The organism is Bacillus luti, from assembly GCF_009739945.1.
Lineage (GTDB): Bacteria > Bacillota > Bacilli > Bacillales > Bacillaceae_G > Bacillus_A > Bacillus_A luti.
The window spans coordinates 1-26,915 of the sequence record NZ_CP040339.1; the positions used below are offsets into that span (position 1 = coordinate 1).

Here is a 26,915-nt window from a genome sequence, read left to right on the forward strand (position 1 = left end):
AGATTTGAACAACATTTCTCAATGTGTGAACTAACTTAACATGGTAAAATAATATTTGGATGGAAGTCCAATACATATTATTAAAATTAAAGTGGTTCAAGTCGGAGGAAGACACCTTAGGGTGTCTTTTCTTTTGTTCATTAAAAAAACCTTAACATTCTATGGAAATGGTAAGGTTTTTTTACATAACTATTAATTGAATAATTTATATAATTTTTAAATCATTATTTTCATACAATACATATTTAATAAAATAAAAATCATGTCTCCGTGCTCCTAAATAAATTTTGTCAGCAAATTTATCGAATTCTAAAACTTTAGCATATGGAACCATGTGCTTATTAATACATATGTCATACAATATAATATTTATAGCCTCAGTCCCAATCTCATCATATAAATAATCTAAATAAAATTCTAATTCCCAATCATCCATGATATTTCTATATTCATAAATAAGTCGCATGCTACGATTAACACTACTGAAAAAAGAAAAACTCCCTTTATTATCAAATAATCCACTATTATCATAGGCATTCGTCAATAAATTTCCATATGTACTAAAATAGTCTTCCTTTTCATTTTCGCTGGGAAGACTTTTAAATGAATCTTCGATATGCTTAGACATTGCATTATCAATATTAGTTCTAATATATTCCATCCATTCATTAAATGTGTAAGTCTCACTAAAATTAGTTTTTAAATATTCTACCGCTTCTACTTTAGATTTTCTTAACTCATTAATTTGAATAAAGAACGAGTTTTCAAATCTTTGCATCCTAGCAGTTTTACTTTGTTCTTGTAATGTTTCCTTTGTACTTTCCATTTCTTTTTGAAGTAAAGACAACTCACTTTGTTGTGTTTTAAGTTGTTCATGTTGAAGTTTGTAAGTTCTATAAATAAAGAACATCGTAAAAATTGTCAAGAATGGAATAGTTGAACCTCCAAGAAAGTCCCCATAAGTACCTAAATCATCAAACTTAAAGGAAAATCCTTTTATTAACAATAATCCCACAAAAGGAGATACTATAGCAAAAATTAAAAATAACCAGCTAACATCAAATCTTTTATTATTATTATTCTGATTTATATTGCCTTTTAAATCGCCAGACATTTCGCACCTCTTTTTATAGTTATAGATTACACCCATAATAACACAGCATTTAAATAACTTATTATGTACAAGCATTAATTTTATAATCTACTTTCCTTAAATTTCACGTACTATATCAGTTATATAAAACCAAATTCTGCAACAAGACCTATTCTACCATCCGTCCCCTTATCCTCTAGCCAAGTAAGTTATAATTCTCTTATTTATTCCTCTATCTTAATAAGTAGTTCTCCCAAGACTTATACAATCTCATATTTTCCATCTTTTATTCGTAATTAAACTTGACTGAAGGTTTTGAAGGTTTTTATCATGTGGGAACGATTAAGGAATACGGCTGGTAGGCAGATTTATCCCCTACTTTGAAAAATTACAAAAAATGTAATCAGTCAAAGTAGATGGATAAGCGTCTTTGTTTTCGCCATGCGGTCACTTATAAGGTATCCGTATGTATAGACCCTGTTCACTCAGCGATCTTCACCGCATACATCCTTTTTCTATGGCTTGTCCTTGTAATATCGTCCCTACACGACAAACTGAATGTACTCCCTAGCACCGTGATGCTAACGATAACCACCCGAACCTTTTAGAGAATCGTCCCTGGGCAAGTTCTCGCCCTCCCTCACCAGAAGAACAGGATTCCGATGAGGGGTACTGTTTTTGTAGGCGTATACTCTGTACCCCCTGCACGACCAACAGCTAGCCACGCCGTAACACGTTCCCGCTAAATGTATGCAGCACGGAATTACGGCTTATCAGTTTTTATTAACGTGGTATCAGGCAATTCCACGCGAACAAAAAACAAAAAGGCATCTCCACTTCCTAAATAGCCTGTACATCACAAGACTTCTAGGATTAGAGATGCCCGTTATATATCTTTTGGACTACAAAATAATCAAAACTAGCATTTACTAGTTGATATTTATCCAAACAATAGATAAAATGGGTATATCAAAGAAGCCTCGTGAAAAGGCATAGTTGTTTAAGGTTAGTGTTGGTGCACTACTTAAACGTTAACACTGTGGGTTAATACAGTTCATTCTAGTAAGTGTTGGTAGCAATTACTAGAGCTGAGTCACTCCGCTAAAGGTTGGTAGCCGATAGGAATTGGAGTGGCTTTTTGTTTTGTGTTCATATTCAATTGTTTATATTTTTTGCTCGTTCGATCTTCATTTATGTAAAGTATCAAAATATGTTTTGTTTTGTAGAATGTTGCTTGTTGTGTACTACGTTACAACAAGCATTACCCTTTGTAAACAACGAATTTGTACACTTTACGAATAATATCCCTATTTCCCTATTTCCCTATTTCCACTTATAGATATAGGGATATTTCTCCTTTTCCCTATATCTATATTTCCCTATTTTTATTATTTTTGCATCTACTAACTCCTCTACGAAATTTCATATTTATTAATTAACTCTCTCTACTTCATATATCAAATGAATCTTTTGATACCAACGTTTTTGTTATTAATTTCTAACTCTATGATTCTATTGCATAACCCAAATATCATTGTTATAATTTCTTTAAAGATATAGAAATATCCCTATTTCTATAGTTAGAAATATCCCTATTTCCCTATTTCTATTTTTCCCTATTTCTATAAAGGGATATAGGGAAATTTCAAAAACTATAACTGGAGTGTTTAAAAATGGCTATTACAATTACGGTAGGTAATTACAAAGGTGGAGTCGGTAAAACCACAAATGCTGTATTGAACTCTTATGAATTTGCTAAAAAAGGCAAGCGCACATTACTTGTTGACCTTGATCCACAAAGTAACGCAACAAAATCTCTGATGCTAACAAAATCCATCCTTAATCCTGATGACATCGTTACAGTAGAAAAAACATTAATGAAGGGAATACAAGAGGGAAGTTTAGACGGCTTAGAAGTAGAGATTATGGAGAACTTATACTTAATTCCTTCTTACGTTGATTTTCAGGACTTCGCAAAATTCCTTTATAAAAATTGCTCTTCTGAAGCTGAAGAAGATCATTACTTTAGAGGATTACTAGAAAAAATTAAAAATAAATATGATTACATATTTATCGATGTTCCTCCAATGTCATTAGAAGTTACAAAGAACGCCGTTGTAGCTTCTGATTATGTTCTAATCGCTCTACAAACACAAGAACGTTCTCTTACTGGTGCAGAAAACTACGTAAATGAACTTATCAAGTTAAAAGAACTATATGACCTTGATATTGAAGTAGTTGGTATTCTTCCTGTCCTATTAAAAAACAACGGTAAGGTTGACGAGTATATCATGGAAAACGCTCGTGAAATTTTCGGTGAAGAAAACCTATTCAAAAACATCGTCCCTCAAATGGAACGTATTAAACGGTTTGATGTGAATGGTATTACTGAAAAAGATAGACATGATATGAATGTAATTGAACTATACGAAACGATTAGTGATGAATTGTTGTCTCGTATTGATATGTTCGAAAAAATGAAGGTTGGTGTGTAACATGGCGAGAACTCCTGGTTTGTTAGGTAGAAAGAAAAGTAACTTTGAACCTACTGAACCCTATGTACCAGAGCAAGGACAAACTGTAGTTGAAAATAATGAAGTACCAGTTGCTCCTTCTCAACCTAAGACAGAAGAAAAACAAGTAACTCGAAAAGAAAAAAGAAACGAAAAAACTGAACCGAAAAAGAAATTTAAAAATCAGCAAGGTAGTATTAAAATTTCTAATCAATCAAAAGAAGAACTTGAAGTATTAATGAAGCTTACGAACACAAAATTCACGTATGAGATCATCGACCTACTTATAGATCGTTATGTAGAAAATGAGCTAACACCTGATCAGAAAAGGAAATTCAAGCTCTTAACAGAGTCTTAAAAATATAGAAATATCCCTATTTAGAAATAGGGATATTTCTATATTTCCACTTTCCCCTCTATATACGATACGCACAGTAGTTTTAACAATTTGAGATACAATACTAAATAGGAGTGGTCAATTTGGATAAAAAATACTTAGTGACTGTGACACCTGTTCAAGATAATCCTGCAACAAAGAAAAAGAATTCCTTATCAACAGCAGAAAGACAAAATATAAAAGTATCGCTAATAAATTAAATGGTCGTGAGCAAAGTACCCTAGATGATATAATTTCTGGCAGTAAATAATTACATATTAAACAGGGGGAATCAAATTAAATGAATAACTCATTTAGAATGATGGCATTTGATACCTTAGTAAAATTAATAAAATCAGATAATAATTTAAATCTGGAGTTTATGGGGAAAATTAATAGGCTAAGATTTGCGCCGAAGGAATTTGATCTAATAGAAAAAGTTGGTGACGGTTCTTGGGATGGTACAAAGTATATAATACTTTTTGAACTGGAAAATAGACCAGATCGGTTAGATGTATTGTTGATTATTGGGCCTGGGAATGAGGATATTAGACAAAGACTATTTAATCATGTATTACAATGTCCTGAAGTGTTTAATTCAGTAAGTAGACGTAACCTTTCTCCAATATTCAAGAGAGTTTTCAGAAAAAAATTAATTGATTATAATGGGGATATCATTAATGAAGAAAAACTAAGGGAAACTATTATATCGGCTTACAATGATTTTAAAGAACACGACTATAAAAAGATAGTAAACTACATCAAATATAATTATAAGTAGGGGTACCGCTACATGCCCATCAAGCTAAAATTTTATAGTACCCCCAGAACGAAATTTTGTACTAACTTGTAACAAAATGCTCATTTTTTCGTTTTGAGGTATTTGCATTTCTTGGCTTGATGGTGATGTGGTACTACCCCTTATAGTTGATTAATAACTATTTCATACTATATACTTGGCTATCTGATTTTACTTGCTTAATATTAAAAGCTTTGTACCCCTTTTTTCCCGGTTTCACTTTAAATATTACATTTCCTCCGAGGTCTTCAAGAATTTCTTTATCCATAATATCATTTTTGTGAAAAAAAACACTTACCCCATAAGATTTCTCTTCATCAAAAAATTTAAGGAATCCATATCCTTTTTCATCAAAGTATTTACTTATCCATCCTATTCCTGCTATCAAATTTTTTTCTTTTAACTTTCCTTCTTCGTATATAGTTTTATAAACGGCAGTTATTCTCCCTCTATATCTTACAAAATAATTATCTTGATATACCATATATTGATATCCTTCACCATGTTTTACATCATTAATAAAGAAACCTTCATAAGTTACTTGACCAGGTTTATATTTGCACAATTTACCAAATCCGTGCTTTTTCCCTTTATTAAATTCTCCTTCAAAGTAATCGTTTTTCCCAAGACCATGGTAAAGGTTCTTATAAAATCCTCCTTCATATTTCACTATTTTTCCACCACCGTTTATTATTTCATCGTATTCTTTTCCTTTTCCGTGACGGAGTTTATTTTTTAATCCTCCCTTATAAACAAGAATCTTACTAAGGTTCATATAAATGTTTTTACCTGGTCTAAGATTTGTAGGATCAGATAGAAGTCCTATAGGTTCAGGAAAATTTATTTTATATATTTCTTCTTTTAAATAGACGTATCCATCATTGAAAATGCCACTAATTTTATTTTCCCCATAATAAGTACCCTCTCCCTCAGGTGTATTTTCATTAAAATTCCCAAGAAAAAGAACTTGTCCTCTACTGTATACCGTTCCTTTACCACTAAATAGATTGTTAGCAAATTCTCCCTCATAAACAATAAGTTCATCGTGATAAATTTTTCCTTTCCCATGTAACGATCCCTTATCAAATGTTCCCTCATAAATTAATTGATTATTACTGAATAATTTCCCAAAACCATGTGCTCTTCCTTCATTAAAATAGCCTATAAATTTATATTCTTTATGTTTAGACTTAAATCCATTTATTATATATACAGGATTTCCAACATATGTTCCAGAACCATGAAATTTACTATCTAACCATTCTCCATCATACGTTCCTTCTATATTTACGCTTTCGGGTACAGAGTATGTTCCAGTACTATATCCATGTTCAATGATATCTTCTGATATAGCAGGAATACGTTTTTTTATGCTAACTTCTTTATTAGCTCTTCCTTTTATAAATTCTCCCTCGAACCACAAATTTTTATTTTCATTCTGGAAAATTTCATCTTCATTAACGGTGGTTTCTATGTTATTTACTTTTTTACTAATCTTAGTAAATGTATTAAAAATAAACTTCAACATACTATCAACTCCATTTACAAATATATAATTAATCAAACTTTATATTAAAATTTTATAATTAAGTGGTTTTAAATGCAAATTATCAAAAGCATATTCAGGAGTAAAATAAGACTCTGCTATTTTCCATAAAATTAATCCTGAAGTAACGCAAGAAAGGGAAGAAATAAAACAAAGATTAGATATCGTTTAAGCAACCTACACAATGTTCTCTTTTTGACTGGTAGCAAAGTTATAGGCCTACTATCAGTTTTTTTATTTGAATACCACATGCAAGTAATAGGATATCTGGTTCTGGTGCAAAAACTTTGAAGTATATGAAAATGTTCTATCAAACTTGGACATACTGATAATACTACTCTATAAAAGGTGTGTGATCAGTATGGAAAAGGAGAATATATTTAAGTGGAAATATTATCAACCAGCTGTTTGGATTAAATGCTTAACAGGTAATTCCGTTAGGAATCCTTGATTCTTTTTTATTTATCATCTTTTTGCACCAGAACCTTTGCTTTTCTAAGCTTGATAGGTATGGAGTGCCGCCAGCATTTCGGAAAAAACCCACGCTAAGCAAAAAATACAATAAGCCGTCCATATGGATGGCTTATTTAGTCGGGTAAGCGGGGGGCATCGCTGCCCCCAACTCCCCTCAGAACCGTACGTGACAGTTTCCCATCATACGGCTCAAGCCTTCTTTTTATCCGATTTCAGTCCCTTTAGTATAGGCAAGGTAAGTGAACTAATTTTAAGTTTAAATTAGACAATATGAGGTGTTGCGGAACAGGCATGTCTTTTACGACTACCTTTTCCCCGTTTTGTAGTGGAGTTTTGCAGATAGCGCAGCGGTAACCTTGTTTTCTAGCCAGCTTCATTCTATCCATCGTGTTTTCCGTATCAAATACCTTACGGTCTCTTTTTTCCCAGTATTCTTTCAATGTTGGGTCATCAGGACTATTTTTGAATTTCACCATGTTGTGTCTCTCAATCTTAATCCATGACATATGTAAGAGTTGGATATTTGTTTTCGGGCAGGTTGGTGTCCAAGCATTTCCACCATGATGTGGATGCCTGTAATATCTTGCATATATCCATTTCCACGACTTCTTTGGATGGAGCTGTCGAAGATGTTTGCCGATTCTCCAATAGATATAGCTATCCATTGTACCAAAGATTTTCTTAGAAACGACATGTTTCCAGTATTGCCCGTATCCTCTGATAATAGGATTAAGCACTCGGATGATTTCTCCGATGGGTTGACCCCTCATGACACGTAAAGTATCTCCAATTTTCTTCTTCGCTTTCTGTCTACTGCCCTTACTTGGTTTGATGAACAGTTTATTCCCCTGTTCAGTTTGGTACTGCCGAATCAAGAATCCTAGGAACTCAAATCCTTCCTCAATATGTGTAACCTTCGTCTTTTCAGGGCTTAATTCCAATCCCCTGTCCTTTAAGTAGGGACGAAGTCTCATATATACAGAGAGTGCTTGTTCTTTTGTCTCCGTTAAGACCACAAAATCATCTGCGTAACGGATAAGGGTAAATTTGCAAGCAGGATTCATAATATAACTATCATTAGCTTTATAGTTTTTCTTGTAAGTAATTCCCAAGGTTTCTTCCATTCCATGAAGGGCAATGTTAGCGAGAAGTGGCGAGATAATTCCTCCTTGCGGAGTACCTTCTTGCGTTTCCGCGAAAAAGCTTTGCTCCATGTATCCCATCTTGAGCCATCGCTTCAATAGTTTTCTTCCTGGGAAGTAAGAAGTTTGTTTGAGTATCCACTCATGGTTGAGATGATCAAAACAGCCCTGAAAATCTCCTTCAAATATCCATTTCTTCTTTGTGCCCCCGTTGATTCTATTGAAAATGCTTCGTATGGCATCATGGGTACTTCGCTTAGGACGAAACCCGTAAGAAATAGCTTCAAATCTGGCTTCCCACTGTGGTTCAAGGGCATTTCGCACTATATTTTGATATACCCTATCCTTTATAGTTGGGATGCCCAACGGTCGCAATTTTCCGTTTTTCTTCACAATGTATATACGTTTTGCTGGTTTTGGTCGGTGTTGTAGCGTATTTAACTTTTTGAGTTGCTCATAGAGAAGATTTCTTTCTCTGCGACTCAAGGCTGTATGTTCATCAACACCTGCTGTTCGCTTTCCTTTATTCTGCTGTGTTACTCGTCTAATTGATAACAGTAAGTTTGCTTCGCTTCTCATGAGTAAGCGTTGAAGTTTTCTTACCTTTCTTTGTTGCTGTAACTGTTCGGCACGGTAAATTCTTTGTCGTAACTTCGTCACATACATCTGAACTGCTTTCCAGTTTGTATACGAGACGTGCGCCGACGCTCGTTCTGAGGTGTTCATAACTGCACGCTCCTATTCGTCAGAAGATAACTTACAAATGTATTTCCATGTTGAAGACCTATAAGAAGTGGGCTCCCTTTCAGGCTTGTCATGGGTTTGTCCGTAAGGACGACAATATCCGCTCAGTTATACATATTTCTATGCTTTCCTGTTTCCTTTCGGCTAGCGGCTTTTGCTTTCTCTTATATCCTTTACCCTCTGCCACATCGTTTGACTTTACAGTCATCCTACTGCTTGCGCAGATGACATAGGGCTTACCAAGTTTCACATTCCACAGATACGACAGGGTTAGGTGGACTCTTTACTCCGGATAAGTTGCGGGATGCAACGCGGCAGTATTATGAGAATGCCTTTCCTCTTATCAAGACCTGGGTAGAGCTGTACATTATCCCAAGCTAACGATTACGAAGCTTACGAGCCTTCACTCTCGTTCACCGTACCTGTCTTCTCCTAGCGGTATTCCGAGTCATGTACAGACTCTCTGTTTCCACATTTCCTCATGCAACCCACGAGCCCGTTACCAAGTCCGCAGTTTCGGATGGAGATAGACTTTGCATCTAATCTAGTAGCAGAAGCTACCCTGTGGGAATGCGACTTCTTGTCGCACCATAATTCTCGTTATCGGTAGCGACAAAAGTGGATCCCTACTCTCACAAGGAGTCCACTCTTTCTTTTTCTACAACTCTATTTATATAAGACGGTACCTCTTCTTGTTCTTACCAGAACTTCCACCACGGCTTCTGCTTCTCTTTCGCAGCAGCAACTTCATCCAGAAATTCTTGCAAAAAAAGCCCTACAAGTGTAGGATTATATAACCTTTGCAATCTCAACAAGTAATCGCATAAACAACGGAATCATTTGAACAACTATATAGCCAATCCCTGCTCGACTTATTAACGAGAATCCCCGTTCCTGGCTACCTACCATAATGAACAGCCCACCGCATAACGCTACAACGGATGCTATTGGATATGAAACTGCTTTAATCAAGAAGATAACCGGTTCAAATGCATTTACAATACGATTGTATAACTGACCATCTATATAATTCTTTACTGCCCCGTCATTGGACTGCACATCTTTAAATACTTCATTCACATCTGGGTTATTCCCATCAGCAAATACATGAGGAATATCTATAATGTTGCTGAATATAATAGCACTACCAATTACTAATGAAACGCGCACTGCGACAGGTGCGTATTTTTTTGCTTTCTTTTTGAACAAGCTCCACTTTTTCTTCGCTCCATAGTTACCATCCATAAAATCCTTGATGCTCATTGTCTCCGTTGCCATGTGGACCATCTCCCTGTTTTTAATGGAAATCAGTAACCGTAAATATATTGCAATCCAATCCCTCGCAAAGCTTCTGGATTTGCTTTCTTCGGTATTCAGTCTTCGTGTACCAAATAAATTTAGGTGGCTTCTCAAATACTTTGCATTCCATTAACTTTCTATACTTCTGCATCTTGATACGGTTTGCACTCATTTTTTGCTCATGATCCACCTCTACAATGTAATAACGGCCATTATCCGTGAATAGTGCATCTGCGATTATGGAAACTATACCTTTCACGTTCATTTTCACTTCTTGTTTCCACGTTTTTGGACATTCATAAGCGATGTAGATGTCATTTCGCATGATGTAGTGACGAAATTGATTCGAACGCTTGAGTATCTTCTTACTTCCGATACGTTCGCGCCCCTCCTTGTTGAGATAATAAACCTTTTCTCCATCCCTAAAGCTAGACACATATTCTTCAATTCCCTTCATTACACGAGAAGCATTCCTGTCACCGCCAAGATCATGAAGTACCTGGATTTGCTTTCTACTAAGAAAGCCGAGTTTCTTCAAGCTCAAGAGTATACTTTCCGTTCGCGCTTCCTTCATTACTAACTTTTGCATTTTCGTGCTCCTTTCTCGCTCTTATGTTGATATGTGGTTTTATGATGTTATCAATCTGCTTATTATCGATAAAAACAGTCTGTAGGACCTTCTTCTCATTTGTTTGGTATATAGCCCTTCCCTTTATGTTTGGAAGATTCTCTGCGCCACCCTCATCAAGTACAGCACGGCTCCCTGCTTCTGTCTGTAACCTGAAGCAAACACGGGCGCCAATGTTTTGTCTTAGTTGTGATGGTAAGGCTTCATTGGTCGGGTACTGTGTCGCGTATACCAATCGGAATCCCGCTGCCCTGCCGCGACGACCTATATCTACAATGATGTCCCTGCATTCCTGATATGGCGCTATATCGGCTGCTTCATCTACTATGACAAAGTACCTAGTTGGATCCCCAGCTTCTTTTATATCTTCGTATCCTTTTTCTAGTAAGTATTCGTTTCTAGCATTCAGTTTATCTTGCAATTCCTTTAGAGTCTCTTGGGCTTCCTCTGGATTCTTCGCAATTGATTCGACTTGCTTTAGGAATTTGTATCGGTTGAAAGAGAGACCACCCTTCAAATCGATAAGGAATAGCTTCATATTTTCTGATTGGTTGCGTACCAGAGATGTAATGATGAGCTTTAATACATTAGATTTCCCCATATCAGTCATACCAGCCGAGATCATATGTGATAGCTGGTCAAAGTCATGTTTTATAAGTCCATCCCTTGTATAACCAATCGGGACCTCCCAACCTCTACATTGCTTCATCATATCTTCTTCAAACTTCACAAAATCAGGAATTCCTTTCTCATAAACTCGTATTTTAAGCAAACCATCGTAAGACAGCTCAATTTCCTTTCTAACGAGTTTTTTCTTGTTTATGATGTTTTGTATTTGTCTTAAGATATCTTTTCGCAGTCGAAGAGATTTGAAGTCTTGTAGTTTGAAATCATAAACTTTGCTCTTATGATTTAATCCATCTTCTAAATATTGCATCTTTTGTTCGAAATCGGAGAAGCTAAGTCCAAGAGGGATCCTATACGCATATTCAACTACCCAATCATTTTTCGTTTTGCGAAGCAGCTGTATTGTCCTGGTCTCTTTTCCTTCTTTTACTTTTAATCCGCAGTTCGCGCAGATTCTTTGAATTTTTGAGGCATCATTCGTAGCTCCTTTTTGATGCATTTTTGATAGAAAGACTACACCACCAACTGCAGCTGAACTTACTAACTCAAATATCACAAACTCACACCACCCTTCTTTATGTATTCTGCAAGAATAGTCCCTGGAGATTAGAAGAGATAAAAACTGTTATGAATCATTGAAAGTACTAATCTTTTAATGTCTAAAGCAGTATTCTGTGAACGAATTCTATTTGGAATAGGTGAAACGAAGTTTTAAATGACTATCAAATTGGAAGTGATAATCGTAATTTGTTTGGTATGGTAAAAGGTATTTTGTACTGTTTGGTCTTTATGTCAGTTTTTTTCTCGCGTTTAAAAAAATGACGAAAAGGGCAAGCTATGTTTGAGGTGATAGGGGTGTTTGGATTAGGTAAAAAACGTAGTAAATTTGGTAAATGGCTAGACAAACAAGGGATCACACAAGGAGAATTAGAAAAGGCAGCTAAGTTAAGCAGAGGTACGATTTCAAAAGTATGTAATGATAAAGAGTACACACCTAAATTTTCGACTATATCCCAAATCGCAAGGGGATTAAAGAAGTTAGGTAAAAACATAAATGAAGATGAATTTTGGATGTAGCCTTCACTTGTATGAGTGGGGCTATTTTTATTTTTTTGAAAAAACCTCTTCATAAAAGAACATACATTCGTTCGCAATGAGAACTAACGTTCTGTTATTTAGGGGAAATAACGGTGTATGACTATTCAATGTGTCCAAATCGAATCATTCTGTGCGTGGATTTACGAAGCTTTTATGCCAGTGTATCTTGTGTTAAACGTGGATTAGATTATATCCACCTCTAGACCATATTGATTCCCTTTTGATTTAAAGTACTTCTCGTTTATTGGTAAAAACGTTGGAAACATTGTCAAATTTATAAAGTAAGGAACGGGTTGTTCTAATTGTACTTCTAATGTTTTATTATCTACTGCTTTTACCCCCAACTGATCTACAGGTAACTCTTTGTTATATATTTTCTTTGCATTCTTTATATCAAAGAAAAAAAACGAGTATTCTGCCGCTGTATCAGGATTCACAGCCCTTTCCCAAGCAAACACGAAGTCTTCAGCTGTAACAGGCGTTCCATTTGACCATTTCGATTCTCTCAAGTGAAATGTGTACGTTTTTTTATCTTCACTCACATCATAAGATTTTGCCATACCGGGAATTAATTTGTTATCTTCCCCTAGTGTATACAGACCTTCAAACACATTATGCATTACATTCATTGATTCACTATCAGTTGCCTTTGTTACATCCATTGTTGGGATCTCCGCTATATAGGGCAAATGAATAGATTGTTTCGCTTCGCTCTTCCCTTTTGCCGTCACTGGGTTATCTGGGCTACTACATGCAGTCAACAGAAGACTAACCCCTATAACAGAAGAAATCACCGGTGTTACTTTTTTAAACATCTTACTTTCTTCCTCTCTAAATGTGAGGTTTAAATAATTAATTTATCTATATATTGAATTTTATTGTACAACAAAACATAACTCTATCTCTCTTGCTATGCATTCCGACATTTCTTACCCTTATAGATATTTAACCTAAACAATAAACCTCTTTTTCTTTACCACTAAAAACGTAGCATTCTAAAGATTATTGTGTCAATCACTAAAATGTTAATTCAGTTTGGTATGTGAAATTATTATAACTAAATGAAAAAACTTTTATCCAAAACACACATAGTCCCGTATCTATTCATGGAAAATTCGCCACATATAGATTTGAAATAATATTAAATCTGATTTAATATTTTAATGACCTCTTAGAATCCTTCAAAAACTTTACTTTGTCTACCCTCTCTATAAAGTAAATCCTCCCCTTTGTAGAAAGTTTTTTTACAATATGCAGCTTTGAAATAAAATTCGATTGAAAATATTACTCTTCCCTGTTTAAAGATAAATAAGAGAATCCATTTTAAAAATATTATTCAAAATGGATTCTCTTATGAGTAACGTGAAATTAATTTTTATGAAAGGATTATTCTAAAATTCCTGAAACTTGTTAAATCAATATTTAATTGTAAATTAGCAAGAAATTTTAATTAAACTTTATTTTAAACTTACATTTTTTTTTCGTTTTTTTCTTTCTTTTCTTTCTCTTCTTTCTCTTCTTTCTCTTCGTTTTTTTCTTTCTTTTCTTTCTCTTCTTTCTCTTCTTTTTTCACCTTTGCTTTTTCTTCCAATTCATCATAAGCATTTTGATATTGAAGCATTCTAAATTGCAAGAACTTATAACGATCCCATGTTTTAAAAATCTTTGCCATATATACGATAAAAAGAACCATTATTGCAATTAAATAAGCTGTTTTATAATAGGATATACTGCTCAAATCATCAAATAGAAAAGTGAAATTTTTTAAATCCGTATTCAACAATAACCCCGAAAGAAATACAATTATTGGAATTGGTGAAAATGACTTTAGTAAGTCGAGCAATAATTTCGCTCTTTCTATATTTATATTATAATTATTAATAAATACCTTAATTTCTCCACGAGCATTAGGAGAATCTTTTAAATCTCTGATATGGCTAACAATATTCAAAAGTGACTCTAATTCTTCATAATATTTTCGTGTATCAAAAAAATAGATAAAAAGAGCAGAAATCACCACCACAGCTCCCCATATATATCCAAATTTAAGTTCAAGTAAATAAGCAAGTATACATTCTATAAATATGATAGCTAAAAAATATTTCAAAAAATGTTTAATTGACTTATTCCTTGCAAATTTTGTATTACGATCTAATTCATCTAATAAATCAACCCCATAACCAGTTCCTTTAAAGCTTTTTTGTTTATCAGTCACAATTCTATCCCTCACTAATTATCTTATAAGTATTTTTGTCTCTGGGTAATATTATAGAAGTTACAAATCGTCCATCTCCATTTCCCTATCATCTAATATAAAAAGATATTTAATTATTTGTATTATATAATAAAATAAAGGAAAAGGGGGCTATATCTACATTTGCATCTCAACGAGTATGACTATACACATAAATTTCTGTTCAAAACAATTATATACCAAGAGTACACCCATTAATGAATGTACTCATTCCCAAAGCTTCCACCAGGATTTCTTTTTTGCTGCCGCTATTTCTTCCTGGGCTGATACAATAGTACGTTTTGCTTCTTGAATCTCTCTGACCATCTTCATAAGATTATCATCCCTTAGCTCCAACCTCTTTTCTATCCTTTCTTCACGTTCCTTCCGATCCTTCATATCTTCCATTATTAATTTATTTCTCTCTTTAATATCCTCTTCGATTAATTTATTTTTTTGATCTATACGATCCCCTAGTCTCTTTTCCATTTCTAATAGATTTGCTTGCTGCACCTTATTGATTTCTTCTATCATAGCGCTATATTGTTGCTGGAATTGATATTGCATTTGATAAGGAACGGGATCTGTATCCTGGGACACCGCTTTCCTATCAGCGATTCCAAACTGCTTTGCAATCATTTTCGCTGCTTTTTCTAAAGTCATACCATCCTGCTTACTCAACTCTACTAACTGTTCAATAAGTACAACATCAAACTCTGTATATTCTCTTCTCCCTCTACTATTCTTTCTTACATCATAACCTTCACGCTCAAGAACATCCGAATACTTTCTAAGTGTGCTGCCGCTTACTCCTAAACGACTATAAACCTCATTGCTGGTATATACTATCTCCGCTTCTGACATAGCGCTACGCCACCTCCTATAAGGAAAATTCCATATCAAAGGTCTAATACCTCTTAAAATCCATCGACGAAGCTCGCACGGTCTTTGCTATGTTTTGTCGGTTTTTAGACTATCCATAGCGCTATAACTAATGGCAAAATTTTATTAACTTTACCATACTTAAAACGGTTAAACTTTTTCATGAGAACATAACCAAACATAGAATTAAATTGATACAATAAGATCTATAAGAAATCTTTTGATTTGAGGAAGAAGGAGAAACATGACCTACATATATCCGAATAACGAGTTTCAAAAAATATGGGAATCAAATCCATTAATTGTTATGGACACGAATGTAATTTTAAATTTATACCGGTACTCCCCAGACACGACTGAACATATTTTGAACGTTTTAAATTCATTTCCAAAGCATCAACTTTGGCTTCCTTCACAAGTTATTGAGGAATATACACAAAATCGAGAAGTTGTGATTACAGAAGCATTTAATAAATATAAAGCAGTAACTACAGAGATTAAACGAATTATAACTGACACTGAGAATAGTCTTTATAAACAATTTACAAGATTTAATAAGTTTAGTTTTCCAAAAGTCAAAGAGTTAAGTGCAGATACATATAAAGCAATAGAAAATATGAAAATGGCATCCGAAAAATACGCAAACGAAATTAAACATGAAGTAGAAAAAAATAGACAGATGCTTATAGATGATAACGTGAAAACATTTGTAGATGAGCTAATTTCTTTTGATTGTGTTGGTAGACCTTTTGGTATGTCTAAGTTACTAAATGTATTTAGTGAAGGGGAATTGCGGTATAAGTACAAAATACCCCCAGGATATATGGATGATCAAAAAGATAGTCAAAAAAAATTTGGTGATTTAATTCTATGGAAACAAATATTAGAACAAGCGAATTTATTTCAACAACCAATAATTTTCCTCACTCTTGACACTAAAAAAGACTGGTGGGTTTTAGATAAAAATAAGATTCCTGTACGACCTAGAGATGAGTTATTCGTAGAGTTTAAAGAGCATTGTAAGAAACCACTTGCCATTATGCACTTTAATGATTTTATTGACAAAGCTTCTAAGCTTATTAATATGGTTGATTACAAAACAAATTTAGAGATGAATGCTACAGCATATGGGATGCAATTCATTGATCATGTAGATTGGGAACGTTTATTAGATAGAGATGGATTAATGGATTATCTAGTACAAAATGATATAATTCTAAATTACTTTAACAATGTACCATTTTATATTGAATTATATGAAGTATATCAACCCGATTTAAAGGTTAATTCAGTTAGCATTTCACAGAATGTAGTTGTGATGGAAGGTTCTTTTGAATCCCAAGTTGTCATTTCAATTACTGAAGAGTATTCTAAAAATTATTCATGTGAATCTTATGCCGATATTACCTTTTCAGGTTCTATTACCTTTGAATTTGAAACTAATTCTAAAGCAGAGGAAGATATTTTAGATTGGGACACACTGACTACTGAAATTGGAGGGTTCGAAATCTTAGACTATGCATTTGATCTTAATGAAGAAAGAGATGTACCGGAAGAAGAACGATGCAAGGATTGCGGAAACCCAAATGCTTCATATCATACAAAAATGTACAATGAACCAATATGTGAACGTTGCAGTGGTAATTATGATGTATGCCCTGATTGTGGATTTTTATTAAAGCATGGTACACTTTCAGGGAGCTATTGCAAGAGTTGTGAAATAAATCACTCCCGATAATACTTAAAAATAACAACTAAATTATACGGGTGAAAATCCCAATAAATCATTAAAAGATCTCATTAAAATTAAAGGGATCTTTTTTTATTATATTTTAAATCCTCCTTCATAAAAGAACGTAAGTTCGTGTACAATAAGAACGAACGTTCTTTTGTTTTAGGGAGGGATCACGATGTATGACTATTCAATCCTACCGAATAGAATCATCTTATGTGTAGATCTACGAAGTTTCTACGCTTCAGTTAGTTGCATCAAAATGGGATTAGACCCAATGCATACAAAATTAGCTGTAGTCGGTGATGTGAATAGAAATGGTTCAATTGTTCTAGCTGCAACCCCACCATTAAAAGCATTGGGTGTAAAGAAGATGGCAAGATTATACGAGATTCCTCGTAGAAAGGACATTCTTGTTGTAAATCCAATTATGAGTACTTACATTAAATGCTCCAATTACATTACAAAGTTAGCTTTACAGTACGTACCCATCGAGGATTTCCACCAATATTCCATTGATGAATTTTTCATGGATATTACCGATAGTATTCATTTATTTGCCCAAGATCCATATGAATTCGCCATGAAATTTAAGCGTGAAATATACGAACATACACGAATTGAATGTACCATCAGAATTTCTTGTAACCCCTTGATGAGTAAGGTTGCTCTAGACATTGAAGCAAAAAAGAACAAAAACGGAATTGCTTTTTGGAATTACGAGGATGTACCTACCAAACTATGGAGCATACGACCCCTTAATAAATTTTGGGGTATATCATATAAAACAGAAGAAAAGTTAAATAGAAAGGGAATACACTCTATTGGAGATTTAGCCAACTATCCCCTTAAATACTTAAAACAGAGTTTCGGCAAGATTGGAGAAGAATTACACTTACATAGCAACGGCATTGATTTCAGCCGTATATCGGAGAAATACGTCCCTGCTACAACTTCAATCGGAAAAAGCCAAATTCTAATGCGTGACTATACGATAGAAGAATTTCCGATTGTTCTACTGGAACACATTGAAGAAGTCTGTTATCGCCTTAGAAGGCAAAATAAACTTGCTCAAACCGTTCAATTCTCTGTTGGTTATAGCAAGAGTTATAACGGTGGTATTAGAAAAACACATACTTTAAGCCGTCCAACTAACTTAACAATGGATATTTATAAGATTTGTACATACTTTTTACATCAACAATATACTGGAGAACCCATCCGCAGCATAAACATTTCTCTAACGAATCTAATTCGAGAAGGCGATGAACAAATTTCTCTTTTCGATAATGTCACACAACGAGAACAAGAAGTAAAACTAACAAAAGTAATGGATGAAATACGCACAAGGTTTGGGAAGAACAGTATTTTGCGGGGGATTTCCTACACGCATAGCGCCACAGCTAGATACAGAAACACACTAATAGGGGGACATAAATCGTGAACAACGCTAATATGCCAAAAGGCAGAAAAATGGTCAAATGGACTCCATTCGCAGCAATGCCTGAACAGTTTGCTGGCATTCGTGAAATCATCAAGGCGAAAAACAAAGTAACTCGGCCGATCTTAACAGATGAAGAAAAAGAACTAATTGAGAACATGTTGCTATGTTCCTTATTATCTGAAGAAGAAATACTAATTACATATTATGAAGATGGTTATTTACTCTCTAGCTATATGACTGTTGTTGGTATTGACCAGCAAAATAGTGCTGTCATATGTACCGATGCTTTTTATAATAAGATGACACTGCGATTTTCTAATATAATAGACGTAAAATAGAATCGATTTAAGTGATTAGGATTGAATAGTTATAAAGGAGTGTATAAAATGCAAGGGAATCAGATAAGAAAGAATACAGTAAGAACGGTTATTGATAATAATATAAATAACTATCCCTATTTAAATATACCTATGATTATCAACGAAAAAGATGGAATGATTTACGAGGTTTTAAACGCTGGTTTCCATAATAATGATGCAGCAGCAATGATAACAACAGACGGTTTCGCTACAACTAGGGTAAATACACCAATCGTATCAATAAAAAACAATGATCGTAGCATTCAATTATACCGCTTACCTTTAGAACTTGAATATTGGGTACTTTCTTGTATGCGTGCTGCTTCAACAGGGAAAAATCCATTCCCATGTAAAGTTACTTTTGGAATCATTGACACTAAATTTCATGTGGAATTTAGATGAAATTTAACCGGTTCACTATACGTAAGGAACCGGTCGCTCAATTTATTACTTTTTCATTGAATCCCTATCTAGATTAGTAAGGTTTGTTTTTTCTTTAAGTTCCATACATAATCCCCTGTTAATGTGATATTCCACTTTGTGATGTAGTCAGTAATTTTCTTGTTTTCAAACTCCCATTCCCTTATATATATCCTAACTATATAAAAAGCCTCAAAAAACTTTGTTTTTTGAGGCTCGGATAATTGTTTAGTATAGACGTTTCAATACTTGTTTCATTTCTGGTTTGATGTTAATACTTGAACGGATTTCTTTTGCTTTTTGTTCCGCTTCTTCCACGTTAGATGCATGCCCTAATTCTACTAGTAATCCGGTTGCAACTGTACCTGTACGATTACGTCCACCGGAACAATGGAAAAATACTTTCTTATCTTGTTCAACAGCTTCTTTGACCGCTGCAATTGCAGTTTTTACTGACTCATCTTGTCCCTCTACACCTTCTACAATCGGATAAGCATGACGTGTAGTTTCTGTTGGAAATCCTTCTGGTTCTTCTCCTCCGGCACGTAAATCAAACACCTCAGTGATCCCATGCTTTTTTACTGCTTCTTTTATCGCATCCACTCCACCAATATATACTTTTCCTTTTACGAGTTCGTGATAGTTAGTCATGTTTGTTAGTCTCCTTCAATTATTATTTAGCAGCAGTTAGATCCGCCACTGATAACAAGGCCTGCACCCTGTTGATCTTCTACATAGTCTAGTGTCAATGTATTTACTAATTCAACAACCTTTGGATCCATAGCAACTTGAATACCGTTTACTGTTTCTGTGACATCATTTTCTTGTGCTTCGCCTAAATTAATACCGTAGCTAGGACCACAGCATCCAGCACCATCAAATGTAAAACGTAATGTTGTAACACCATTTTCTTTCATAGCATTTTCAATAAATTCTTTTGCTTTATCTGTAATATTCATTTTCATTTCTCCCCTTTATAGTAACTGATTAAAAATGTTTTATTTCACTAAAGCTTTAAGCTTCTCATATCCCACAATATCATCCGATTGCCAAGGAATGATAACACAGTTATTTTGTGATTCCTTTTGAACCGCTTGAATCCATTGTACTTCAGACTGCGCTCTTCCTCTTAACACAGAATCACTTGTATGTGTTGCATAAAAACTTTGATTGATAACCCACCATTTCGGATTAATATCTGCACGTTTTAAGTCTTCTTGTAGACGGCTTGCTTCATGTACTGGCGTAGCCTCCGCTAATGTTACGATGACAACACTTGTTTCCTCTGGATTACGAAGACGCGGTAATAAGTTCTTCACAGACTGTGGTACTTCACCAGAAGAGCGTGCAATCTCCTTATGATACGTTTGTGCCGCATCCAACAACAATAACGTATGACCCGTTGGCGCTGTATCAATAACTACAATTTCATCATTTGCTCTTTCAACAATATCCGCTAAAGCACGGAAAACTGCGATTTCTTCTGTACAAGGAGAACGTAAATCTTCTTCTAAATACGCTAAACCTTCTTCATCAACCGTATCTTTTGCTTGCTCTATGACTTCCTTACGATAGTTTTCAACTTCTACTTTTGGGTCAATTCGGCTTATCGTAATATTCCCTTGTTCTCCATGCATGACATAATCAATATGTGCTGCAGGATCAGTTGTAGTTAAGTATACATGGTGTCCTTTTTCAGCCAGACCAACTGCAATTGCAGAAGCTACCGTAGTCTTTCCGACACCACCTTTTCCCATTGTAAAAATTACTCGTTTTCCTGATTCTGAAAGATTAGTAATCAATGTCTGAAGTGAAGGAATAGAGACAGTATCTGCTTCTTCATTCGAAATCGAGAGATTTTCCATTGGTTGAACCAGTTTTCTCATATTCTCTATCCCAGTAACATTAAACGGTACTAATGGAATTTCATAAGTAGGAAGATTTTTTAATTCTTCTGCCATGTTTTCTAATGCGCGTGATTGTCTCTTATACAATGCATTTGAGACATCATCATTTTGCACATAGTCTTTCAAGATACCATTTACAAGTAGAAATTGATTACTAACACCAATTTCTTTTAATTCATGAGCTGCTCGTTCCGCTTCTTGCAATGGAGAACTATCTGGTCGTGTGACAAGCAATAACATTGTTTGGCTCGGATTAGATAGTGCCTGAACCGTTTGACTATATAACTCTTTTTTATCACCAAGTCCTGCTAATGGTCCTAAACAAGAAGCTCCATGAGTACTTTCTTCTAGGAAACCACTCCAAGCCGTAGGAAGTTGAAGAAGGCGTAACGTATGACCTGTTGGCGCTGTATCAAATATAATGTGATCGAATTTCGATGTTAATTCTTTATTTGTAAGTAACGTAGAGAATTCATCAAATGCAGCCATTTCTACAGTGCAAGCTCCGGATAATTGCTCTTCCATCGTTGCAATAACAGTATTAGGGAGCTTGCCACGGTATGGACCAACAACACGTTCTTTATATTCATGGGCTGCTGTTTCAGGATCCAAGTTAGCTACTTGTAGATTCGGAACACTTGGAATTTCTTTCGGTTTATTCGTAAGTTCTATTTCAAACACATCTTGTAAATTAGAAGCTGGGTCAGTACTTATTAATAAAACTTGTTTCCCCATATCAGCTAACGTAATAGCTGTAGCACATGCAGTAGATGTTTTTCCAACTCCGCCTTTACCAGTAAAGAATAAAAATGGTGTGAATGCTATTGTTTTTGGATTATATAAGTTTGTCATTGCCTTTCACTTCTTTCTCTATTTTTTCACGTTTAACTTTAAACGTACGACTGGCTTTTGACTCAACTCTTCTTTTGTTACATCTGTTAATTGTTCAAGTTCTTCATTTGTAAGATGACCTTTTTCTTTTACTACTTTTCCATCTACCAAAGTTACAGGTAACACGTCTGGTCCTTTGTCCGTTAATAGTTGACTGATAACAATATTATTAGCAAATGCATCTGGTTCACTTGCAAGGTTATAACGAGTAACATCCATACCTTTATTCTTTAAATTGTTCACAGCAACTGAAATACGAATTAATTCCGGATCAACACTTGGTCCACAAACTCCAGTAGAACAACACATTGCAGGATCAAAAATTTCAATCTTTTTCATCTTTGATTTCTCCCCTTCTTTATAAAATAAGCCGAGAAGATTCTCGGCTTATTTTGTTTTCAATTATTCTCCTGTTTCAGCAAACTTTTTAATACGTCCACCAATCTCATCGCGAACTTTTTGGAATACAGACCACTCTTGACCAGCTGGATCATCAAATCCCCAGTGTACTCGTTTTACATGTGGTGGTGTTGTCGGACATACATCATTTGCGTGACCACAAAGTGTTACAACTAAATCTGATTTGTCTAAAATGTCACGGTCAATGATATCAGATGTTTGGTCCGTAATATCAATGTCTACTTCTTTCATTGCTTTAATTGCATTCGGATTTACTCCGTGTGCCTCAATACCTGCAGAAAGTACATTCCATTTGTCACCTAAATATTTTTTGCCCCAAGCTTCTGCCATTTGGCTACGACAAGAGTTTCCTGTGCATAAGAAGTAAATTATTTTTTTGTTTTCCATGATAATTCCACCTTTTTATGAATAGTTATTTTGATTGTGTTTGAAAGTATTTACGTTGGAACCAAAGCGCAACATTGACAAGTGCAATCATAACTGGCACCTCAACTAAAGGTCCGATAACTGCTGCAAACGCTGCACCTGACTGAATTCCAAATACACCTACAGCTACTGCAATCGCTAATTCAAAGTTGTTACTTCCAGCTGTAAATGCTAATGTTGTTGATACCCCATAACTTGCACCGATTTTTTTCCCCATAAAGAAAGAAATAAAGAACATCACTACAAAATAAATGAGTAATGGGATCGCAATACGCACAACATCAAATGGTACGCTAATAATAGCTTCACCTTGTAATGAGAACATCACAATAATTGTAAATAATAATGCGATTAATGTAATTGGGCTGATTTTGGGAATGAATACTTTTTCGTACCACTCTCGCCCTTTTGTTTTTACAAAAATAAAACGTGTTAACATTCCTGCGATGAACGGAATTCCTAAATAAATAAAGACTGATTTTGCAACCTCTGCCATTGTAATATCTACAACAGCTCCTTCAATTCCTAACCATTCTGGAATGACTGTTACAAACACATAAGCGTATACTGAGAAAAATAACATTTGGAATACAGAGTTAAAAGCAACTAATCCTGCCGCATACTCCGTATCACCTTTCGCTAAGTCATTCCATACGATAACCATCGCAATACAACGAGCTAAACCAATCATGATTAAGCCCACCATGTATTCTGGCTTATCCTGTAAAAATATAATTGCCAAGGCAAACATAAGAATAGGACCAATAATCCAGTTTTGTACCAGTGATAATACCAATACTTTTACATCTTTAAAAACGCGCCCCATCTCTTCATAACGAACTTTTGCTAATGGAGGATACATCATTAAAATTAACCCAATCGCAAGTGGTATAGAGGTTGTTCCTACTTGTAAGCTATTCATTCCCTCAACAAATCCAGGGGATATATAGCCAACTCCAATTCCTACTGCCATTGCAAGAAAAATCCAAAGGGTTAGATATCGATCTAGGAAAGACAGACGTTTTTTCCCCGTGTTGCTCATCCTTCTCACTTCCCTTTCTAACTATTTATTAACAACCACACCGGAGTGTAGGATTGCTCTTCTCAATTTGTTTAATTTTCTCTGTTTGGTCTGGTACATGTGCTAAAATATCTTCTAAAAGCGTGTATAAATCACTTGCTTGATTTAAAGAATAATAAATCCACTGACCTCTACGCTCTTCCTGCACTAAACCTAAATCCTTTAACTTTCGAAGATGCTGACTGATAGAAGGTTGACTCATATCAAATACTTCGAGAAGTTCACAGACACAGCATTCACGTTGTTTAAGGATTGATACAATTGTTAATCTTGTTTTATCTCCTAATAGTTTCAGTAATTGGGATGCTCTTGTTACCTCTACAGCTGTTTTTTCCATATCTACACCTACCTTGTTATAATTACATAAGCATATGCTTATGTATTGTGTAAAAATAAAGTGAATTATTCTTTTAAGTTACTTTATTCTCTCTTTCAAAATAAGTATATAACTATTTACTTATATGTTCAACTGAAAACTCTCACCTTTACAGAATCTTTACATTGGATTTCCTTATTTAAAATTTGCACTCTTTTTCTTATCCCAAAAGATATAAATGATAAATCCTATAGGTCCTGTTAAAAAAATAAAAATTAACCATATCAGAAAGTGCTGCTTACTAATTTTATTTTTCCGATATTCGAGCGTGACATATGAACACATGTAAATTATTAACAGATACATACCTACAATTAACAATTGATCCAACAAACCTATTCCTCCATTCTTTTTAATAAATAATCATTTGCCCCTTTTTAAAATCATAACATAAGTAAATAATTATATGTCTATACAATTGGCGTTATATCTTATAAATCCCCTGCCAAATCCACTAAGAGTTTATATTACCATTACCTACGAGAGTTATTCTCCCTATAAAACTAAGGGATATGAAGTATATTATTTAGTTGAAGTTCTAACATACGAAATTGTAAACAATTGCATTATAAAGGTATTTACATACTCATCGCATCTAATGTGTAAATACCTTTACCATTTAAAATTCAGATACAACTTTATTTATTCTACAGATAATAATTTTTCCATGATCATCACATCTACATGCTCGCCGTCCATTATTCCCTGCTTTTCAAACACTCCTACTTCACGATAACCCACTTTACGATATAGCCCTTGCCCTAGATTATTAAAAGAAAAAGTAAATAAAACAAATTTATAGAATTCATTTTTCTGTCCGGTCTTTTCTAAAGCCAAAAGTAATTTTTGCCCCAAACCTTTTCCACGATATTCTCTCTTTATGTATATAGATAGCTCCCCTACACCTCGATAAGCACATCGATGACTATATGGATTAATGGAAGCCCAACCGACAATATGAGAATTCTCTTCCATGACAATTACCGAATATCTTTTTTCTCGTTGAAATAGCCATTCCATCACATATTTAGCTGTTTTTATTTCTGTCTCTAAAGTCGCAATACGATCTTCGATACCCTCATTATAAATAGTCATAATTTCTTGTGCATCTTGTTCGGTTGCTTTTCTAATCTCCATACTTATCTCTCCCTTATATCCCTTATTTACCTCATATTTTTAAGTAGCTTATTAGCTTTCTCACAACAAATTTAGCATCTGATCCAACTCCCCTTAATGTCGCAGAAGAAAACGAACGCTGACCTTCCAAGCCAACATAATACACCCCTTGGACTTCTGTACTTACACCACCTATTTGTAAAGGGTTTCCTTCTGAGTCCAGTGCTCCAATAGCATTGAAGTAAGAGAGATTAGGATGATAGCCCGTTGCGAAAATGACCGTATCGATTGGCTCCTTCTTCCCATCCGGCCAAACTACACCATCGGCGTAAAAAGATGTAAACATAGGCTTTTGATCTGGATTCCCCCTAGCTAATCGTTCCTTGTAATCACCTAAATCGATGACTCCACCTGAACTCGGTGCGGTTTTTCCAAATCTCCAAAACGGAAAGGTATCTATGCCTAATACCTTAAGCCAAAAATGTAAATCCTTCCCCCACACTTTTTGTTTCATGAGTTGAACAGGCTTTCGTACAGCTAAAGATACTCTACTTACATTGGCCAGTTCAAGCGCAATTTGGACAGCTGAATTTCTCCGCCCCACCACCACTACTCTTTGATTGATATAATGATTCGGACTCCGATACATAGCGGAATGTATAATATTCCCCTTGAATTTCTCTTGATCCTTTATTATCGGATTAAACGGACTGTGGAAAGAGCCAGTTGCATTTATAATAGTTCTAGTCAGAAATGTCTTTCCAGAGACTGTTTGAACTTTAAATATTTCATCTTCTCTTTCTACAGATACAACTCGCTGATTTGTCATTACTGGCAGTTGGAATTTTTCCGCGTAATTTTGCAAGTAATCAATTACTTCATTCCTCGTAGGATAATCATCGGGACGTGCTGGGAATTTCATTCCAGGTAACGATGAAAAACGTGCCGGAGAAAACAATTTCAGGCTATCATAATAGCAAGGCCAAGACCCTGCCGCCTGCTCACTCGCTTCTAATATTAAAAATTGTAATCCTATTTTTTGAAGGTGATAACCGGATGCAAGACCAGCTTGCCCTCCTCCGATTACAATGGAATCTAATATTTCTTTCATCTTTATCCCACCTTTTGATTTTATTTGCATTTTGCAACTAATAAAGAAAAGGAATTATTTCTCTGAGAACTTACAGCATAAATTGAATTCGATATCGATGCGCTCAACGATAAAACGATGACAGTCTCTAAATTCATTCATATATGAGAAGATTCCATGTGAATATTCATTTACTTGT

25 protein-coding genes and 2 pseudogenes are annotated in these 26,915 nt (G+C 34.7%); 9 read left to right on the top strand and 18 right to left on the bottom strand.

The window, feature by feature from the left end:
* Nucleotides 1-205 precede the first annotated feature (205 nt).
* Nucleotides 206-1,114, bottom strand: a complete 909-nt coding sequence (locus EUC40_RS26590; protein ID WP_062922880.1) for a hypothetical protein — start codon at nt 1,112-1,114, stop codon at nt 206-208.
* 1,652 nt (nt 1,115-2,766) lie between these two features.
* Between EUC40_RS26590 and EUC40_RS26595 the strand changes: the two genes are divergently transcribed.
* From EUC40_RS26595 to EUC40_RS26605, 3 genes are all read left to right on the top strand, one after another.
* The gene (locus EUC40_RS26595) at nt 2,767-3,588 is read left to right on the top strand and encodes a ParA family protein (RefSeq protein WP_062922879.1); all 822 of its coding nucleotides are present in this window, start codon (nt 2,767-2,769) and stop codon (nt 3,586-3,588) included.
* 1 nt (nt 3,589) lies between these two features.
* The gene (locus tag EUC40_RS26600) at nt 3,590-3,964 is read left to right on the top strand and encodes a DUF5388 domain-containing protein (protein ID WP_062922878.1); all 375 of its coding nucleotides are present in this window, start codon (nt 3,590-3,592) and stop codon (nt 3,962-3,964) included.
* 319 nt (nt 3,965-4,283) lie between these two features.
* Nucleotides 4,284-4,763, top strand: a complete 480-nt coding sequence (locus tag EUC40_RS26605; RefSeq protein WP_062922877.1) for a hypothetical protein — start codon at nt 4,284-4,286, stop codon at nt 4,761-4,763.
* 157 nt (nt 4,764-4,920) lie between these two features.
* Here EUC40_RS26605 and EUC40_RS26610 read toward each other — a convergent pair whose 3' ends face one another.
* The 5 genes from EUC40_RS26610 to EUC40_RS26630 form a co-directional block, all read right to left on the bottom strand.
* On the bottom strand, nt 4,921-6,309 hold the full coding sequence (locus tag EUC40_RS26610) for a hypothetical protein (RefSeq protein WP_062922876.1): 1,389 nt from the start codon (nt 6,307-6,309) through the stop codon (nt 4,921-4,923).
* A 713-nt stretch (nt 6,310-7,022) separates the two neighbouring features.
* Nucleotides 7,023-8,669: a group II intron reverse transcriptase/maturase gene (gene ltrA, locus EUC40_RS26615; protein ID WP_001097732.1), complete on the bottom strand. Its 1,647-nt coding sequence runs from the start codon at nt 8,667-8,669 to the stop codon at nt 7,023-7,025.
* An 807-nt stretch (nt 8,670-9,476) separates the two neighbouring features.
* A complete protein-coding gene (locus tag EUC40_RS26620) occupies nt 9,477-9,965 on the bottom strand; it encodes a hypothetical protein (protein WP_062922875.1) in 489 nt (162 codons plus the stop codon).
* Nucleotides 9,966-9,984: 19 nt separating this feature from the next.
* Nucleotides 9,985-10,530: a replication-relaxation family protein gene (locus EUC40_RS26625; RefSeq protein ID WP_326519962.1), complete on the bottom strand. Its 546-nt coding sequence runs from the start codon at nt 10,528-10,530 to the stop codon at nt 9,985-9,987.
* Complete coding sequence (locus EUC40_RS26630) at nt 10,502-11,797, bottom strand: FtsK/SpoIIIE domain-containing protein (protein ID WP_062922874.1); 1,296 nt, start codon at nt 11,795-11,797, stop codon at nt 10,502-10,504. Before EUC40_RS26630 ends, EUC40_RS26625 begins: the two co-directional genes overlap by 29 nt.
* A gap of 281 nt (nt 11,798-12,078) precedes the next feature.
* Here EUC40_RS26630 and EUC40_RS26635 point away from each other — a divergent pair, with 281 nt between their 5' ends.
* A complete protein-coding gene (locus tag EUC40_RS26635; protein WP_062922873.1) occupies nt 12,079-12,318 on the top strand; it encodes a helix-turn-helix domain-containing protein in 240 nt (79 codons plus the stop codon).
* A gap of 113 nt (nt 12,319-12,431) precedes the next feature.
* Nucleotides 12,432-12,536: pseudogene (locus EUC40_RS27095) on the top strand (hypothetical protein); the annotation flags it as partial.
* On the opposite strand, the pseudogene EUC40_RS26640 reads toward EUC40_RS27095, so the two are convergent.
* From EUC40_RS26640 to EUC40_RS26650, 3 genes and pseudogenes are all read right to left on the bottom strand, one after another.
* A pseudogene (locus tag EUC40_RS26640) lies at nt 12,531-13,154 on the bottom strand (ABC transporter substrate-binding protein); the annotation flags it as partial. The pseudogenes EUC40_RS27095 and EUC40_RS26640 sit on opposite strands and share 6 nt — an antisense overlap.
* Nucleotides 13,155-13,807: 653 nt before the next feature.
* Entirely contained in the window at nt 13,808-14,554 is a 747-nt protein-coding gene (locus EUC40_RS26645) for a hypothetical protein (protein ID WP_156577019.1), read from the bottom strand.
* Between the two features lie 246 nt (nt 14,555-14,800).
* Nucleotides 14,801-15,436, bottom strand: a complete 636-nt coding sequence (locus EUC40_RS26650) for a DUF3967 domain-containing protein (protein ID WP_062922904.1) — start codon at nt 15,434-15,436, stop codon at nt 14,801-14,803.
* Between the two features lie 262 nt (nt 15,437-15,698).
* Here EUC40_RS26650 and EUC40_RS26655 point away from each other — a divergent pair, with 262 nt between their 5' ends.
* The 4 genes from EUC40_RS26655 (at nt 15,699) to EUC40_RS26670 (ending at nt 19,391) form a co-directional block, all read left to right on the top strand.
* A complete protein-coding gene (locus EUC40_RS26655) occupies nt 15,699-17,192 on the top strand; it encodes a PIN-like domain-containing protein (RefSeq protein ID WP_156577020.1) in 1,494 nt (497 codons plus the stop codon).
* A 172-nt stretch (nt 17,193-17,364) separates the two neighbouring features.
* A complete protein-coding gene (locus EUC40_RS26660) occupies nt 17,365-18,630 on the top strand; it encodes a Y-family DNA polymerase (protein ID WP_062922902.1) in 1,266 nt (421 codons plus the stop codon).
* On the top strand, nt 18,627-18,968 hold the full coding sequence (locus EUC40_RS26665) for a YolD-like family protein (RefSeq protein ID WP_062922901.1): 342 nt from the start codon (nt 18,627-18,629) through the stop codon (nt 18,966-18,968). Before EUC40_RS26660 ends, EUC40_RS26665 begins: the two co-directional genes overlap by 4 nt.
* 48 nt (nt 18,969-19,016) lie before the next feature.
* Entirely contained in the window at nt 19,017-19,391 is a 375-nt protein-coding gene (locus EUC40_RS26670; protein ID WP_062922900.1) for a hypothetical protein, read from the top strand.
* A 246-nt stretch (nt 19,392-19,637) separates the two neighbouring features.
* On the opposite strand, the gene EUC40_RS26675 is transcribed toward EUC40_RS26670, so the two are convergent.
* The 9 genes from EUC40_RS26675 to EUC40_RS26720 form a co-directional block, all read right to left on the bottom strand.
* Nucleotides 19,638-20,060 (bottom strand): protein-tyrosine phosphatase family protein, encoded by a 423-nt coding sequence (locus EUC40_RS26675; protein ID WP_062922899.1) that lies wholly within the window; start codon nt 20,058-20,060, stop codon nt 19,638-19,640.
* A 26-nt stretch (nt 20,061-20,086) separates the two neighbouring features.
* Nucleotides 20,087-20,368 (bottom strand): HesB/IscA family protein, encoded by a 282-nt coding sequence (locus tag EUC40_RS26680; RefSeq protein WP_062922898.1) that lies wholly within the window; start codon nt 20,366-20,368, stop codon nt 20,087-20,089.
* 39 nt (nt 20,369-20,407) lie between these two features.
* A complete protein-coding gene (arsA, locus tag EUC40_RS26685; protein WP_062922897.1) occupies nt 20,408-22,168 on the bottom strand; it encodes an arsenical pump-driving ATPase in 1,761 nt (586 codons plus the stop codon).
* A gap of 18 nt (nt 22,169-22,186) precedes the next feature.
* Complete coding sequence (gene arsD / locus EUC40_RS26690) at nt 22,187-22,546, bottom strand: arsenite efflux transporter metallochaperone ArsD (protein WP_062922896.1); 360 nt, start codon at nt 22,544-22,546, stop codon at nt 22,187-22,189.
* A 63-nt stretch (nt 22,547-22,609) separates the two neighbouring features.
* Nucleotides 22,610-23,014, bottom strand: a complete 405-nt coding sequence (arsC, locus tag EUC40_RS26695) for an arsenate reductase (thioredoxin) (protein ID WP_062922895.1) — start codon at nt 23,012-23,014, stop codon at nt 22,610-22,612.
* Between the two features lie 25 nt (nt 23,015-23,039).
* Nucleotides 23,040-24,095, bottom strand: a complete 1,056-nt coding sequence (arsB, locus tag EUC40_RS26700; protein ID WP_062922894.1) for an ACR3 family arsenite efflux transporter — start codon at nt 24,093-24,095, stop codon at nt 23,040-23,042.
* 28 nt (nt 24,096-24,123) lie between these two features.
* Nucleotides 24,124-24,471, bottom strand: coding sequence for an ArsR/SmtB family transcription factor (locus EUC40_RS26705; RefSeq protein WP_062922893.1), 348 nt, complete (start codon nt 24,469-24,471; stop codon nt 24,124-24,126).
* Nucleotides 24,472-25,152: 681 nt separating this feature from the next.
* Nucleotides 25,153-25,647, bottom strand: a complete 495-nt coding sequence (locus EUC40_RS26715; RefSeq protein WP_062922891.1) for an arsinothricin resistance N-acetyltransferase ArsN1 family A — start codon at nt 25,645-25,647, stop codon at nt 25,153-25,155.
* 31 nt (nt 25,648-25,678) lie between these two features.
* Nucleotides 25,679-26,737: a flavin-containing monooxygenase gene (locus EUC40_RS26720; RefSeq protein WP_062922890.1), complete on the bottom strand. Its 1,059-nt coding sequence runs from the start codon at nt 26,735-26,737 to the stop codon at nt 25,679-25,681.
* Nucleotides 26,738-26,915: the final 178 nt, after the last annotated feature.